Here is a 16,586-nt window from a genome sequence, read left to right on the forward strand (position 1 = left end):
TTATAGGCTTAACCTTTAGCTAATGTAGGAGAAAAACGGATTTTCCTTATCCGGTGAGTACTTCATAGATCGAATTTGAACGGGTTTGCCTGAGTGGCGGGAGAATTCAAAGTGAGTAAATTGTTCTTCAAAGAAACTGAATTTTCTTCGGAACAAATTTGCCACATCCGGGTTTGCCGTTGTAAAGAAAATCTGCCTGCCTGACAACGCAAGGTCACGTAGCAAATCTAAAAGATTCATAAGATGAAGATCATCCATATTGGCCACGGGTTCATCCATGATTATAAATTTGGGAGCATTGGGCGCCGCAAGGTGTACAGCAAACATGACAGAAAGCGCCAGAGAAGCACGCTGTCCAGAAGACATCTGAAAAGCCTTTACGGCACACTCCTCCTGATCCCATTTACGATGCAATATTAATCCTTCTTCCTCTAATTGAATTGCATCGAACTCCCGTGGTGTATGAAGGAGCTTAAAGAATCGTTCAATTTTAGCGATATTTTGATTAATGAATTTTTCAGTATAAGTTTTAAGTAATCTCAGTTGTCCCAAGGCGTTACACGCTAATTCGCAGCGTTGTATTTTTGTTTGGAGTAAGCTTAACTCATTCCCTATCTTATCCAATTGGGATTGTAGTTGCATTTGCTCATGATCGTGCTTGTTTTTCTCAATCAATAGTTCGATTTGCATTCTTGCCGTTTCTAATTGGATAGCCCAAGCTCGTAGGTTGTCATTCTGGTCAAAGCGAAAATCTGAAAACAGTGTTTCTATACTCTCTTTAAGATTTTTCCACAAACCAATTTGTTTTTCCTGTTCCGCGATGGATTGGTTAAGTTCTTCAAAAGAGATCTTCAACAAACGTTGTTCTAAGTCAGTATCCTGGTTGCCGAGCTGGGCTAATGCTTGATTCGCTTCAATCGCTTGGCCTTGCAACTCTTTTTTCCTTGCAATTACATATGCCTCAAACGAATCAGCAGATTGCTGCTCGATGTATAGTCTGTAAAATTTATTTTCTTTTTGAAATAGCTCCGCTTGTATGATTTCGTTATTGCTAAATCCTGTTTTATCAAAAACCTGCAATTGATCGTAAGTAGTATTTTGCTGTTCTTTCCATTCATTCTGGGCCGACAACAAATTATGTATGGTTTGTAATCGCTCTTCCGGATTCTTTTGACTTGCATCTACCTCAAACTGAGGATCATTTACTAACGCCATGTAGGCTTCATTAACCTGCTCCACATTACGTTTATTTAAATCTTGGTGCTTTATTTGTTTATCCAAAAGATCCATATCGGCTTGCAGCACTGCAATACTTTGACGCATTACATCTAAGCCGTTATCTCCTTGCCCGCTCACAGAATTGGCAGACTGAATCGCTTGAGCCAATTTAATAGGCGTACCATGGTCATGTTTACAAAGGGGACAGGTTATCGCGTTTCTATCCTTTTCAAGAAAGTCTTTTCCCAGATGTTGTAGATGTGAGAGCATGGCATTAAGCTCGCCCATTAAACTCTCTGCTGCCACAAGCTGTTGCTTCGATTGCTTTAGTAGCTTCGTTTTTTCTTCCATTGATCCATGAAGCTGTTCAATACTTTCTTGAGGTAACAAAAACAAATCCTGTTTCCTCATTAAAGATAATCGACTAAAACGAGCTCCGAGGTTCTGCAGGACATTAAGTTTATGATTCAGTAGTCCTAATTCTTGTTCCAATCTTCTACGTTTTTGAACCTGTGCCTGGTCATCTTCTAATACCTTACGAACTTCTTTCCATTCCTGCAAATGTCTCTTGATGTCATCAATACTTTGTTGAACAAGAAGTTCTTTTTCCTTATTTTTCCTTAATTCCGAACTAATGCGGCTTCGTTCTGATTCTAGATACTTTTGATCTACAACTTTACTTTCTTTGTCTGCCATCAATAAATCGAGATTATCCTTACTTAACTTCAGCTGGATTTGAATCTGTTCCAAGGTCAACGCGCCATTGATGAGAGGAAATTCTATAATTTCCTTCCGACGTGGCTCTACCGATTTTATAAGAAGATTAAGACTCTCCATATGCTCCAGCGCAGTTGCTGCTCCGTGCTCTGTTTTTGATTCCCGCAAATGAATTGAAGCCAATAACTTATCTGATTCGATAGGCTGCGCAGCCTTGGCAGGTCTTAAAGAGGCAATTTTCTCACCCAACGTTGTCTTTAATGAACTACATTCATCCCTTCGATTCGTCAAAGCCTTTAGTTGGTCAGCAAACTCTTCTTTATAACGCTGCCACTTATTCTGAGTTTCGATGATTGAATAGCCAAAGACAAGTTGACTCAGATTATCAGAGTAATCAAACTTTTCATGATCCTTATTACTGCTTTCGCTAAGTGCAAACCGATAGGCCGCCTCAGAATCAAAGTAATTGAATCTATGAAAATAATAGTTGAGCTCGGATTTATGACCGGGCGTTACACCATACCAGGATTGGGCTAATTTTTTATATAATGCTACTGGTTTACCCGATTGGTACGGGAGCGTCTTACCCGATTCTGTCCGACACAAAACTTGTAATTGGTTTGCTGTTTCCTCCACCGAGTCACCGAATTCAGAACAACGCCGAATATCGTTGGTAAGAGCTAGCTCGATTGCTTCCACGGCGGAAGTTTTTCCAGAACCGTTCGAACCGTGGATCAAATTTACTTTACTTGGCTGAATCGGCTTAAGTTGATCAAAACAATGTTTACGAAAACCATCAAAAGAAATCGAATTGATGGTTCCGATCTTTTCCTCATAGTCATCGGAAATCCGGTTTCCTCGTCTAGTAGGGGCTGTTCCTTCACTTAAAGGCTGCCCTTCCAGATATTGATTAACACGCTCTTTACCCTTGTTGGCAAAAGTTTGAGTCAAGCATCCTGTCAACTGAAGAGACTCCAGATGATGATTCCACTCTTGTAAGGGATCTAGTTGTTCTATATTATCTGCTTTAGCTGTTTGTAACCATTCTTTATCCAGCAAAATTAAAATGTCGTCCGGGGTTGTAATAAATTTACGCGCATAGTCGGCGTCATCCTCGATTTTACGCGCCAGATTACTGTCCTTCAACAATTCGTAGCTCTCAATTACCAAGATTAAATATAGATTCCAGCGCAAATCGTTTTTGTGAGAAAAAAACGGCTTGGCCAACAGTTTAGTTTGCAATTCACGAAAATAAGCAAGATTATCGTCTTCTTCTGTCATCTTAGTTATCGTTGCTTCAGATACTTCCATAAAAAAATACTCCGAAAATTGAATGCTAGGCAACACCTCTTCCGACCGTTTTACTCGGAAAAACTTAAACTCCTCGTTACGGAAGGGAAATACCCCACTTTTAATCTCGTTTTCAAAATGAAGGCGCTGGAATACATCATTCAGTTTCATTTTATCCTCCTTAGTCGATCTTACCCTTTAATTGAACTAAGTGGTTTAGAATAAGTCGCCTTGTCAATTCTTGTCTGCATCAAATGTTCGGCAAAACATTCGTAGCGCTCAGTCTCAGATGAAAAATAGTAAACGACCACTCTTTTACGAAGATTTGGGTGTAATTTCTTACTGAGCTCATCAACCTGTTCTTCAACTTCGTCTTTGCTGGTGGATCCAGATATTATGAAAAGAGCTGACGAAAATGGATTTCTCTGATCAGGAGCAACGTTTTTGGGGTATACATTTCCATATTTATTCTTCTCTTCTGCCGTTGCAGAGTCTAGATAAAGAACATGATTATCGATCAAATTTACTAACTCGGGGGGAATTCTTGCTTCTTTATCAATTGAATTAGTTTTTTATATTGATTTGCCTTGGCATTTCTTCTTTGATCAGATTCCTGGTCAGAACCGGAGAATAACCTGGTGACGAGCTCATTGTCTTCAGCATTGAGTTCTCCTTCTAAAAAATGTCCGAAACAAAGACCAAAAAATGCGTCGCTGTCATGAGGGGAAGCGACCAGCGGAAAGTCATAATCCGAACCGTGGCTGTCAATGAGTTCAATCAAGGCTGGCAGATGGTCTTCTTTAAGTACATGTTTCCATGAACTCTCAGCGACACTATACAAATAATACTCTTGGGTGATCGGTTCATTATGCGTTATCACCGGATAAGAAACACCCAGCTGAAACCCCTTGTTGATATCAAACCGTTTGCAGTGCTCTTCTCTATCGGAATACCATATCTCTGTATAATGATGCAGCGCATAATAAGTGCCTCTGTCATGATTCCAGGCCCTTAATTGTTGCTCCGGTACTTCTCCTCGATATGATTTTTTGTAAAAGGCCGACCAGGGCTTGCTGAATACCTGATCGTCGATTTTCGTTCCTTCTGCCCAGTTTAATGTTAGGAGGCGGATATCCCTACCGGCATTCCGATCAAAAAAAGAACTGCGAAATGATCGAAAATCTGAATGGCGAGGTTCTGGATTTAACTGTGCATGAAAGATGGTAAGGTACTTGCCTATTGTGTAATCAAGGATATCCTGTGCTTTAATACAAAGTGCATCCGAACACAGAATGGACAAAAAACGATTTTGATCATCACTATTCCCGTAAAGGTCAAATATATAAATCAAATCGCTGGTGCAGAGGCCTCTAACTTCATGATCATTCCAGCGTTCTGACATAGGCGTAGTCTTTAACTGAGGGAGTATACAAAGACGACCATCATCTAAAATGAATAAATAAATGAGTGCATCCACAAAGTGACGCCTCAATATTCGTTCAAAAGCATTCCGTATCACTAATGTGTCAGTACTTGTCCACTGTTCTAGCTTTTCGGCAAACTCTTGTCGCGCATACCCTTGCATGCACAGGCACCATAGTGAGCCCCTTTCTGGCCATAGTTCGTGGTCTCCAACTACGTTATCGAGCACTTCACAGGGAAACGAATACTCCGGCGTCAAGACTAGGTCGGAACATGTTTCTTTTGCTAAACGGACAAAATTGATTGCCTTATTGATATGTAATGGGTTTGTCGTGTAGACTCCTCTCACGAGATCAGCTGTTGGCTCACCTTGGCATTGCCACTGGAGCACCTGAATCGGATTGCTGTCCGAAATACAAACCTGCAGCCCACTGTGGGGGGGAATTAATTCTGAAACATGCTTGAAGTTAACCATTATCCACCTCTTAATAAATATTTACCAAAAACAATATCTACAGGGATAACATACAACTGCAAAATTTCCCACCATAATTTCTAGTGAATTCAAGAAAGAGCGCTCGGTTCTTTTAAGCATCTAAACTCGTATCTCATAATACTCCTCCAACTTCTTCTAGTCCTTCTCCCCTGAGTCATCCTCTTCCGTTTTCATCAACGTTCTCAAGCATGACAATCGCCGATAACCTCTCTAAGCATCAGCTTATCCCGGAAAGCGCTCCTCTCCTCAACCTTTCCCTCTCTGATATCCTCAAATTCCTGCCGAGAAACCCCCTTATAGTCCAGGATCGCATAGATGACTTCAACTAAATTCGCCAGTTCTTCAACGCTTTGGCTGTCCAGATATTCCTGAAGTTCTTCCCCTAACTTGGCGCTTAATAAGTCCAGATACTCTTGGCCCGAAACCTTTTCTATAATAGCTTTCTTGCCGTTATCCTCGATGATCTGAGGTATTTTATCGCGAATCAGTTTATTGTAGACTTTTATACTCTTTGATCTGCCGCCATGGACTCCATTCTCGTCAATTATTGGAATGGTAATGAAACCGTCTTGTTCATCGCCAAAAACTTTCCCCTTATGATTGGCGAGCCAATAAGCGGCGTAAGCACATAAAAAAGCATCCAGCCTGTCCTCAAGGTTCTTAAACTCCTTCTTTGACATAGCTTGAATGCTCGATGAATGATTGAAGAAATCTTCTATATTATGGACAGGAGGATTAAAGCCACTCAACCTTTTAAGAAGGTTAACCATCCGGCCCATCTCCATTTTGGTTGTTCCAAGTTCAACCTTATGTTTGATTTTATATTTAACAGGAAAAGCGTCGGGAAAAAGGCCTAAGGTTATTCCCGTGGGGAAGGTTTCGATGATTACATGCTTTTTATCCCTTATGTCACCTGTAAGAGAAAAAGCCGGCACCTTATTGGTAATGGCTTTTACTACTTCTTCTCCTCTGACAACACCAAAATGTTTTAACATAAAGCGCTTGCTACAGGTGAAAACGGACAGATTTTCGCCATGAATCTTTTCCCTCATAATAGCTCCATCGCAATATCTGGAACCTGTTTCGTTATTCACGATTAAGGGGGCGTCAATCCCAACGATTGCCCCTTCCTGGGCGTGCTTTTCAACCATTGAGGCAATCATTTGGTCGGTGAAGACCTTGGATTCACAATAGATGATCATTCCATTGTCATCGATAATACAAATCCCGGATTCCTTGGAATAGGTCCACGCTAAATCGATTCCAATATAACGCATTGATTACCTCCAAAAAATTGGCGTTAAAATTATCCTTACTATGCCTTCCTTCATTTATAAATATTTTTCGCCGAACTTCTTGTTTTTCCTTCCACCAATCGCCAAATTTTTCAAAAACTATATGACGGGTAAAACTAACTATATAGCTATAGAAGTCTTAAAATCACAAATCATCACAGTTAACTCCTTCTTGCTTACCTATAAAAGCAAAAATCCTCTTTCATCAAACAGAGTTTGGATATTTCTTGAACTTTGACTTATGTTAGAGACTCAGTAGTGGTATAATTCGAAGATAACAATTTTAGAGCCAATACTATAGTTTAAAGGGGATTACAGACCAAATGGAGAAGACAACGCAGCGCAAGATGGTTACTATAGCCATGCTTGTGTCAATTTTACTGGTCGCTCTTGATACGACCATCGTTACCACCGCTATGCCTCACATTGTTCAACAGTTGAGCGGCTTGAATTTACTTAGTTGGGTTTTTGCAATTTATTTGCTGACATCGTCCGTAACCACACCCATTTATGGTAAACTTGCCGACCTATTCGGAAGAAAATCCGTGTTTATCTTTGGTGTTACGCTGTTCGTCATTGGTTCCATGGTATCCGGTATGGCCCAAACCATGAACCAGTTAATTATCTTTCGCGGGTTTCAAGGGCTGGGTGCCGGGGCTGTGCTGCCGCTGACCTTTACAATTATTGCAGATCTCTATCCTGGGGAAGAGCGGGCAAGGATGCAGGGTGTCTTCAGCTCAGTTTGGGGCGTTGCCGGTCTGCTCGGTCCTTTAGTAGGAGGACTGTTTGTCGATCATGTCTCCTGGCGCTGGATTTTTTATATCAACGTTCCCGTTGGTATCATCGCCATTTTTCTAGTGTTTAGTTCCCTTCATGAAAAGCCTCTTGAAAAAACAAAGAAGTCCATTGACTATTTAGGAACGGCTCTATTTACCATTTCTATGGGCTCCCTTCTCTTCGCCTTGATCAGCGGAGGGCAGCTCTACGCCTGGAGCTCGCTGGAAATCATCTCCTTATTTATTGTTGCCTTAGTATTTCTCCTGGCATTCCTGGTTGTAGAGAACAGGGTTCAGGAACCCATGCTGCCTCTGTCCCTCTTTAAGATTCCGGTCATTGCCGTATCCAATGCTGTTGGTTTTGTGGCTAGCGGCGTATTGATCGGCGTCAATGTCTATTTGCCGATCTGGATTCAGAGTCTGCTTGGGCATAGTGCTACCAGTTCGGGGCTGACACTGATGCCCATGTCCTTCGCTTGGCCCTTAGCCTCAACCTTGGCCGGGAGGTTCATGTACCGAATTGGTTCCAAAACTACCGCAGTATTCGGTGCTGTCATGATTATGGCGGGTTCAACCTGGCTGCTGCTGATCAATCCCGGGTCCCCTTATTGGTATTTGGTAGGGATCATGATTGTCATTGGCTTTGGCATGGGTTGCTCTTTCACTCCTTTAACCGTCTTAGTGCAGTCTGCCGTTGGTTGGAATTTACGGGGAGCGGCCACAGCCTCCAATACGTTTTCCCGGTCACTTGGGCAAACGGTCGGCGTCGCAGCCCTCGGTACCGTGTTTAACAACACTTTGAACCAAAGGGGTATGGCCCAAGGCTTGCATATGGTCTTTATCCTGGTTTTTGCCGTTTCCATTATTACTTTATTGATCAGCGCCTTCCTGCCATCCCATGGCAGTATTATGGCTAATCAAAAAGCCGATTGAAAATAGTGTGTCCGAACTCAGTCCGGCTATCTTTCACAAAAACCTTCCCATAAACATACAATAACATCGTGTGTGTTTACCAATACTTTACAAGCCGATAATTTAGGTTTAACACTTTTTTGATAGAATGAGTAAAACATGAAGGAATTAAGGAGGATCTTATGTATTTGCATTTCCGTTCTGAACTAGCAACGTTAGGTCAGGAAATTGAGCAGCTATGGGCACCAGAACTGCGTGGTGCCAGTGATGAGGCGACATTCTTTGCCGCTAAAGAAAAAGTCTTGTCTATTCTCAACGTGTTATATGGTGAAAAATCCAGAGAGTTCCGAGTGGTCAAACTGACCAGTTCCCCCGCCACTGTCGTTAAAGTCGTAAATCATATCATTTGCAGACCGGACATGAACTCACTCAGTTCTAAAGTTGTCAACCTGTAATGATTCGACCTGCAAATCAAAAACAGGCCTAAGCAATACAAGATGAGAGGAAAATCACCTCTCATCTTGTTTATATATGGGGATAAAAATCAGCCTAAACAAGGCGACGAAGCTGCAGTATGCCATACAATGGAAGTTGTTAATCTGTCTCTTTACTGACCGCATCTCAGAAATTATTTGCCTCATCCCTGGGATACTACGGGCGACGCCACGTTCGCCCACCACATACGGCGCAGGAATTACTATCAATAATTTAGAGTTTTCGGGCTAGGCAGCTCGTTACGGTTTTGGGATTCCGTCATCTCAGAATCTGCTCTGCACAAAGCACTCCGTCCACTGCCGCAGATATGATACCTCCAGCGTATCCTGCTCCCTCCCCGCAAGGGTAAAGACCTTTGATACCAATGGCCTCTAAGCTGTCCCCTCTTATGATACGCACCGGAGAAGAACTGCGGGTTTCAGCCCCCGTCAGCAGTGCATCCGGATAGGCAAAGCCGGGCATCCACAGGTCCATCTCTGCGATCCCTTGCCGTAGCGAATTCGTGATATATTCCGGCAAAAAGGAATCCAGCTCAGCAAACTCAGTTCCGGGCAGATAGGTAGGCAGGACATCTCCGAAAGCTGTTGTTTTGTGCTTTTGGAGAAAATCTTCCAGCCTTTGTACCGGTGCTTTATAGCCTCCGCGACCCGCTGCAAAGGCTGCTGACTCTATGCTGCGCTGAAAAGCACAACCGGCAAGTGGATGTTCGCTCCCTAAATCATTCTTCCCGATGGTCACCAAGAGGGCAGTATTGGCATTTCTGCCGTCTCGCGCGTATTCGCTCATTCCATTCGTTGTCAGTCTGTTTTCCTCTGACGTCGCCGCAACCACTGTTCCCCCTGGGCACATGCAAAACGTATATACCCCTCTGCCGTTTGGCAAATGCACTACCATTCTGTAATCAGCTGCGCCAAGCTCAGGGTGCCCGGCGAAATTACCATACTGAATCTTATCAATCATCTCTTGGGGATGTTCAATACGCACACCCAACGCAAAGGGCTTTTGTTCCATGTAAACGCCGCTAGCCAACAACCTTTCAAAGGTATCCCGTGCGCTATGTCCGATGGCCAGAACAACATTGTCTGCAGAGATTTCTGAATTCTTCCCCTTTTCTGCAAAGCATACACCTGTCACCTGTCCGTCTTTGATCAATAATTCTGTTACGGTTGCATGAAAGCGCACTTCACCCCCGAGGCTTATTATTTGCTCCCTTATGTTCTTAACCGTTTCATGCAAACGGTCGGTGCCAATATGGGGCTTGCTTAAATAGAGAATTTCCGGGGGCGCACCGGCCTGAACAAACTCCTTAAGCACCTTCAGCTTACGAGAATTCTTCTGCCCGATTTTCAACTTGCCGTCCGAAAAGGCACCTGCGCCGCCCTCACCGAATTGTACATTCGTTTGGGTATCAAGAATTCCCGTCCGCCAAAAGGTTGATACCTTTCTTTTACGGCTGTCGACATCGAGTCCCCGCTCCAGTAGAATCGGTCTCGCCCCTGCTTGTGCCAGAATCAAAGCCGCAAACATCCCGGCAGGGCCGCAGCCCACAACCACAGGACGCTCTTTCAGTTTTTTTCCCTGGGGCACGGTATAAATCAACTCTGTTTCTTTAGAGATATCTTTGCCTTTGTTTCTTGAAAGGACTTCATTTTCGTCTCCTGAAACACATACAATCACGGTCATATTGAAATGGATATCCTGTTTGTTGCCTGCATTTACTGTGCGCTTTGCAATACTAAGGCGCTCTATTCGACTATGCTCTATCTGCAACCTTTTTGCCACAATGTCCTTCAGCATGTTCAAATCATACGTAAGCGCTACGACTATATCAGTAATTTTGATCATTGTTTTCTCCTAACAGTTTTAAGTTGATAACTAGAAGCAAAACAATGCTATTTTGCATTTGCCTTACAACAGCCTAACCCATACCTAATTTAATCGGCATGGGTTAATATAGGTGCCTAACCTTTGGTTAATAAGAGTGGCCACCCCAGGCTGGTCACTCTTATTTGGTCATTGTTGGTATAAAACTGTGATCTATTAAATTAATCATGAAACTTTAAATCCTCCTCATATTCTATCACTACATCGTGCCCTTTTTCCAACTGGTGTCTTGCCTTTCGGTTTTCCACCGTATCAAAAATAATCGAAAAATCATAATCCTCAGGGTAAAGTTCGCTTGCAGGAATGAAAAGCTTAATCCGCTTGTGATTGATAAGATGCTTCTTATCTTTTATCTGCACTCCCAGCTCGCCTTTTTCATTTGTCCTCTTATAAATAATTCCAAGCAGTTTTTGGGGGTAAACCCTTACACTATCACCTATATTAAAGCTTTCGCTCCGTGAAGGTGATTTTTCCTTCGGAATTTCTTTTTGAATTTTGCTGTTGGAAACAGTATCTATCTTAGGGGTATCCTCATCAAACAGAATAGTGGGGCTATCTCTTGACACAAAGGATCTACCGCCATAGGCTTCTTTTTGGGCTCGCTTCAGCATATGCCTCGGAAACCCTAATCTTTGGGCAATGTATAAAGCACAGCTTTCTCCAGCCTCGCCAATTTGCAGCTTGTATAAAGGCTGTAAGTTTTCGCGATCAAACTCCATTCGGGCATTCGTAAGTCCTTTAGTGTTCTTAGCAAAATCCTTTATTTCCGGATAATGGGTGGTCGCAACCAAAAGACAGCCTCTCTGATTTAATTCATCTAAAATGGCAATTGCCAGTCCCATTCCCTCAGCGGGATCTGTACCAGAGCCTAACTCATCAAGCAAAACAAGACTTTCCCTTGATACGCCTTTTAGAATAGCGACAATATTTTTGATATGGGATGAAAAAGTAGATAGATTTTCGGAAATACTTTGCCCATCACCGATATCGCAGAAAATGCTATCGTACATACAAAATGCGCTCCCCTGGGACACAGGAACATGAAGTCCACTTTGGGCCATCATCGACAGTAGACCAATGGTTTTTAAGGCAACGGTTTTTCCGCCAGTATTTGGCCCTGTAATCACAACACCATTAATAGCCTCATCACCCAGATCCCCTCTGAGTTCAAAATCAAGCGGAACACATAGGTCTGGCTTCAATAAAGGGTGTCTTCCCTGCTTGATGATGATTTTTCGTTCCGTTGTAATGGACACAGGAACCGCTTTCATCTCTATAGATAGCTTGGCCTTGGCAAATATAAAGTCCAAGATTTCCATGCATTCCTTGTTGATTCTCAACTCATTAATATGCTCCTCAACAAGGACTGTAAGGGTATATAATATTTTTCGAATCTCATTATCTTCGTCAATTTGTAAAATAGCCAGTTCCTCCTGCAGCTTTCTAACTGCTGTAGGCTCAATAAAACAGGTGCTACCTGTGCTTGAAGTATCAATGACTGTTCCGCTTAGCTGATTTTTATAGCCTTTTTTAACCGGCAAGACAAACCGACCATTACGGATGGTGACATATCCATCTGTGAACCATTCCTTTTTACTGCGAAGTATACCCTCAAGCTTTAGTTTAACGGCAGATTTTGTGTTCTCTACTTTTCTGCGTATATCACGAAGGACAGGAGAAGCACCATCGTCAACCGCTTCATTTCTGATACAGCGCTCAATTTCCTCAAAAAGCATATTCAGCGAACTGAAAGAATGACCATAAAACGCTATGTCCGCATTGAAAGCTTCAGCCTTTTTAAGATAGTTCTTCATTCTCTTGCACGAAGAAATAAAACCGCAGATACTTGCAAGCTGTTCAGGGGTCAGCATAGAGCCTTTCACAGCTAGATCCAAAATTTTATCAAGCTCTTTCATTGCTGCCAGTGGCGGCGTGCCTATACCCTCAAAAATTTTGCGCGCCTCGGTTGTTTCCTGCATTTTGGCTTTGCACTCTCGCTCACTTAAAAATGGCTTTAATGAGAGCAGTTTTTCTATGGCCTTTTGAGAAAGCGCGTGTTGGGCTAAAGTTTCAAGTATAATATTAAATTCCAGTGTATTGTTTGCGTTCATCAAAAATCCTCCTTATAACAATGAAAATGCCCACAAGAGAGATTACCTGATTTTCAGGATATTAAATTCCCAAAAATACTCAGAATACTCCTGTGGGCAATGATTTTAACTGACGTATAAAATCACATAACTATATTGAGAAAAAATAAATAGAGTGTACCAGGACATGCCTGTTACACTCTACAAAACTATACGATAATAATCGCAATCGTTTCAATGTCAGCTTTGTTGACTTTATCGACAAAGGTTGACACTGCTATAACTCAAATGGTTATTGTAGGAAGTAATCTGTAAGGCGTTATCCAAAAGCGCAAAAGTTGCACTTTCAGAAAGGCACACTTAAAAACAGCAGGTTAACACCCACGTTTTATAAAGTAACCTCTCTCAACTGTTTAGTTGAAAATCACCATTACAGACACATTTAACAAAAAAACCATCCTCTCGTTTTTAGGTATGATTTAGTTTATTACATTTCTGGGGCAAATGTCAATTATATCAGACTATGGACAATGACTAGCAAGTAGAATGTTTAGTCTTGTGTGAAACCTGCGTATAACGTTACTAAAAATACTATTCCTCTATGAAGCGGATTAATTCTTTGGTGAACCTTTCCTGCTGGTCATAGAAAAGGAAATGTCCGCACGCCCAATGGGTACAAGCCTACGGCATGAATGCGGGTATTAAATTTCTAACTTCTTATCCTCAAAGTTTCGATGTATTCATTGCCTAGCCCTAGAACTATGACAAGCCGCCGTTTCACAGTAGCCAACTTTTCGCTTGGCACTACTAGTGAACGGTGGCTTGTTGTTTTTACTCTTTAATCAATTGTTAAATCAGCGACTAGATTCCGTACAGTATCGCCTTTGTAAAGTTCGGACATTGAGTCGGAAATATCGATTCAATAGACTTTTATATCGTAAAATAAATATGATAACATAATAATAAAAAACTAGAGAAGCCGAAGGGAAATTTAAGATGACCAATCAATATTCCGCTGAAATCCTTGCTAAATTTGATCAAGTTTATCCCGTATATTCCGATTTTACAAACGTTATTGAAAACTTATTAAAAGGAATACTTCAGCTTAAGGGTATCAACGTCCACTCAATCACTTCCCGGGTAAAAAGCCGAGAAAGCTTAAAGAGAAAAGTAAATCGGGAAGATGATAAATACACAAAACTAAACGATATCACCGATTTAGCTGGAATTCGGATTATTACCTATTTTGCTGACCAGGTGGATCTTATCGCGAGTTTCGTGGAGGAAGAATTTGAAGTAGATCGGTCAAATTCCGTGGACAAGCGGGAATTGATTGACCCTGAAAAATTTGGGTATCTATCCCTTCATTATGTCGTCAAACTTCCTTCCTTTAGACTTCAGCTTATTGAGTACCAACGCTTTAAAGATTGCAACGTGGAAATTCAAATTCGCTCCATCCTTCAACATACATGGGCTGAAATTGAACATGACTTAGGTTATAAAAATGAACACGCCGTTCCCCGAGAAATCCGGAGAAGCTTCTCACGACTAGCCGGATTACTGGAGTTGGCGGATGAAGAATTTATCAAAATTCGTTCCAACCTGGCTAATTACGAGGCGGAAGTTGAAGCTCAAATCGAAAAGGCCCCCACTATGGTGCTTATCAATCAGGCATCGCTAAAATCTTACGTTCTAAAATCCCAACATATCCGTAGACTCGACCAGAAGATCAGTCATATCGTCAACGCTGATTTGGAATTAAAGGATCGATTTTTTGGCTATCTCACTACGGTCTTTAGTTACCTCGGAGTAAAAACCATTGGGGAACTCGATGAAATCGTTCAAAACATCGGAGATGATCTGTTAAATTTCCCTCGAAATGGACTCAAAAACAAACAGGGTGAGAAGATCAATTGGGGGACCTCTTTATTCTACTTAGCTTATGCCATCGTCGGCCGAAGAGGTTCTCCTGAGCAAGTATCTGCTTATCTTGAGCAGTTTAAAATCGAGACGCCTGAAAGTCGGCAAGAGCTTATCCAACATATCCTTGAAGCCTATTCTTTGAAATCTTAAAGAAAGGTCATAGCCGAAAATTAGTTATGCTTTGCCAAAGATCCTAAGGCTTAGCGATCTACCTTTTATGCCCACTCTTATGACCTCTTTGCACAACAAAAGGAGGTCATTTATGTTAAAGTTTAGATATACTCGTAACGCAGTTATATGGATTTTGTGAAATTAAGTTAGCAAGAAAATCACTGAACGAAATAAGAATAATTAGAAACTGTCCATGCACAATTTTACTATGAGTCTTGGAGATAATTCCTTATTCTTTGTATTAAGTTTAGGCTTTGTTAGACGAAAATGTTGCTTGTAAGAACTTAAAAGATAGCCACACTCGGCCTGAATATGGCTACTTATTTTGCGTTTATAATTTAACAAGTATGAAAAAATAGTTATTATCTTTTATCGTTGACGTATTCAATGGCTTCCTTGGCCAGTTATGTGCTCGAAGACTTTATATTTCGTTTTATAAGGGCAGTTAATTCGGTGAGTGAGTGCATCAATCTCGGGAAATGGGTGCAGAGCTGATGTCCTATAGCAAATTAGCTTTTAAATAACGAGTGTGAATAGTCTAGCGGTGTAGTTAAAAGCGGTGGATTTAAACCCAAAACTTGCCCCGAGGTTACTAATATTCTTGAAAAGTGATTTGCCTCTCGGAGAAGATGGTCCGCAAGCAAAGGAAAGATAATTGATTTTATACTACATCCCAATATTAGCTCTTCTGCTGTAGCTTTAAAATTGCGTAAGTTGCCTATAGCTGCAATTTCTTCGCCAATTAATTGTCCTATGGGATTTGTGCCACTCTCTGCTTGGGCACGTAAATTATAAAATAACTTGGCAAAATTATTGGCCTGATTTATCAAGGTAGATTCCGTCGGGTCTAACAAATGAGCAATAAATTGAGCATGTTCAGCCATTTGTCTGTCCCAGAAAACTTTTTGACTAAGAATTTCTTCGGCAAAATTGATTATGCCCCTCCTTTGCAATAACTCTAATTGCTGAATAAATAAAAGTGCTTCCCGCCGAATGTGGATAATTAGAAGTGGAAAGTTGAAGGTAAATAATCTACAAGATAACATTTGGTCTAATATTTGAGTTTTGAATTTTACTAATTCACACGTTAGTGAGATAGCTCTTTGATTTAGATTTTGAACATTTCCTTCTAAAGCTGGATTGACATTGTCTACGGCTGGAGCTAGTCGCAGTTCTCTAGCTGTAAGCGCTGTGTCAAGCGGAACTTTAGCTAATTCTTGTGTCTTCTGTTCTGCTCTTAAAGTCATATTTGTTACGATTTCTCCCGACCTTAATACAGCTAAATCCACATTACAATTCGCTAATAGTACCGCTTCAGTTAGTAGTGCATTAAATGAATTCATAAAAAGGAGTGCTTGTTGTGTCAGGGCTGCATCCATAGGAAGAAATCCTGCTGCTAAGAAAAAAGAATGTTCTTTCATAATACGCAAGAAGAATAGATTTAAATCGAGTGACCGACGGATAAATTGACTTTAAGGCAACGTTCCATCTGCCGTTTTCGTATCAAATAACATATTTGGATAATTCCTCCTTTCTTTGTAATACATATTATTCTAGTTTTGGACAAACGGTTACAGCTAGTACAGTAGTAATTAATATAAAAGACGAAAGTATAGATTATTCTTCTGACATTTTATTTAAAAAATTTATCAACTACGATTTGTAAATTACTTTACTAGGCAGTCATTGTATATGATATGGATATATTAACATCTTCAAAACAACACTTCCTTAATATTAATAAGTGATTATTTGCGTCTAATCGATTTCAAGTACATAAACTTAATCCTTTATTTGACTATGACCTGTAAACAAAAATAACGGCTCCCACTGTTTTGATTGAGAGCCAAGCTGTTGCATTGAGCTTCCCATCATGCTACGAAAGGGGCTGTCTTAC

At 41.2% G+C, this 16,586-nt stretch carries 10 protein-coding genes; 3 read left to right on the forward strand and 7 right to left on the reverse strand.

Going from position 1 to position 16,586, the window contains the following annotated elements:
* Positions 1-15 precede the first annotated feature (15 nt).
* The 4 genes from VZF35_RS13315 to VZF35_RS13330 all read right to left on the reverse strand — a co-directional run bounded on the left by VZF35_RS13315 (position 16) and on the right by VZF35_RS13330 (position 6,420).
* Entirely contained in the window at positions 16-3,396 is a 3,381-nt protein-coding gene (locus tag VZF35_RS13315) for an AAA family ATPase (RefSeq protein ID WP_407314291.1), read from the reverse strand.
* Positions 3,397-3,416: 20 nt separating this feature from the next.
* Complete coding sequence (locus VZF35_RS13320; RefSeq protein WP_407314293.1) at positions 3,417-3,746, reverse strand: hypothetical protein; 330 nt, start codon at positions 3,744-3,746, stop codon at positions 3,417-3,419.
* A 5-nt stretch (positions 3,747-3,751) separates the two neighbouring features.
* A complete protein-coding gene (locus VZF35_RS13325; RefSeq protein WP_407314294.1) occupies positions 3,752-5,122 on the reverse strand; it encodes a hypothetical protein in 1,371 nt (456 codons plus the stop codon).
* Positions 5,123-5,325: 203 nt separating this feature from the next.
* Entirely contained in the window at positions 5,326-6,420 is a 1,095-nt protein-coding gene (locus tag VZF35_RS13330) for a DUF429 domain-containing protein (protein WP_407314296.1), read from the reverse strand.
* Between the two features lie 341 nt (positions 6,421-6,761).
* On the opposite strand from VZF35_RS13330, the gene VZF35_RS13335 reads away from it, so the two are divergent.
* Positions 6,762-8,147: an MDR family MFS transporter gene (locus tag VZF35_RS13335; protein ID WP_407314298.1), complete on the forward strand. Its 1,386-nt coding sequence runs from the start codon at positions 6,762-6,764 to the stop codon at positions 8,145-8,147.
* Positions 8,148-8,308: 161 nt separating this feature from the next.
* Positions 8,309-8,581, forward strand: coding sequence for a hypothetical protein (locus VZF35_RS13340; RefSeq protein ID WP_407314300.1), 273 nt, complete (start codon positions 8,309-8,311; stop codon positions 8,579-8,581).
* A gap of 298 nt (positions 8,582-8,879) precedes the next feature.
* On the opposite strand, the gene VZF35_RS13345 is transcribed toward VZF35_RS13340, so the two are convergent.
* A complete protein-coding gene (locus VZF35_RS13345; RefSeq protein ID WP_407314302.1) occupies positions 8,880-10,466 on the reverse strand; it encodes an NAD(P)/FAD-dependent oxidoreductase in 1,587 nt (528 codons plus the stop codon).
* Between the two features lie 200 nt (positions 10,467-10,666).
* Positions 10,667-12,616 carry an endonuclease MutS2 gene (locus tag VZF35_RS13350; RefSeq protein WP_407314303.1) on the reverse strand — a complete coding sequence of 650 codons (1,950 nt, stop codon included), beginning with the start codon at positions 12,614-12,616 and terminating at the stop codon, positions 10,667-10,669.
* Positions 12,617-13,591: 975 nt separating this feature from the next.
* Here VZF35_RS13350 and VZF35_RS13355 point away from each other — a divergent pair.
* Positions 13,592-14,668: a GTP pyrophosphokinase family protein gene (locus VZF35_RS13355; RefSeq protein WP_407314305.1), complete on the forward strand. Its 1,077-nt coding sequence runs from the start codon at positions 13,592-13,594 to the stop codon at positions 14,666-14,668.
* Positions 14,669-15,198: 530 nt separating this feature from the next.
* Here VZF35_RS13355 and VZF35_RS13360 read toward each other — a convergent pair.
* Positions 15,199-16,152: a DUF2935 domain-containing protein gene (locus tag VZF35_RS13360; protein ID WP_407314618.1), complete on the reverse strand. Its 954-nt coding sequence runs from the start codon at positions 16,150-16,152 to the stop codon at positions 15,199-15,201.
* Between the last annotated feature and the right edge of the window lie 434 nt (positions 16,153-16,586).

Source organism: Desulfosporosinus paludis, assembly GCF_045689965.1.
Classification (GTDB): Bacteria; Bacillota; Desulfitobacteriia; order Desulfitobacteriales; family Desulfitobacteriaceae; genus Desulfosporosinus; species Desulfosporosinus paludis.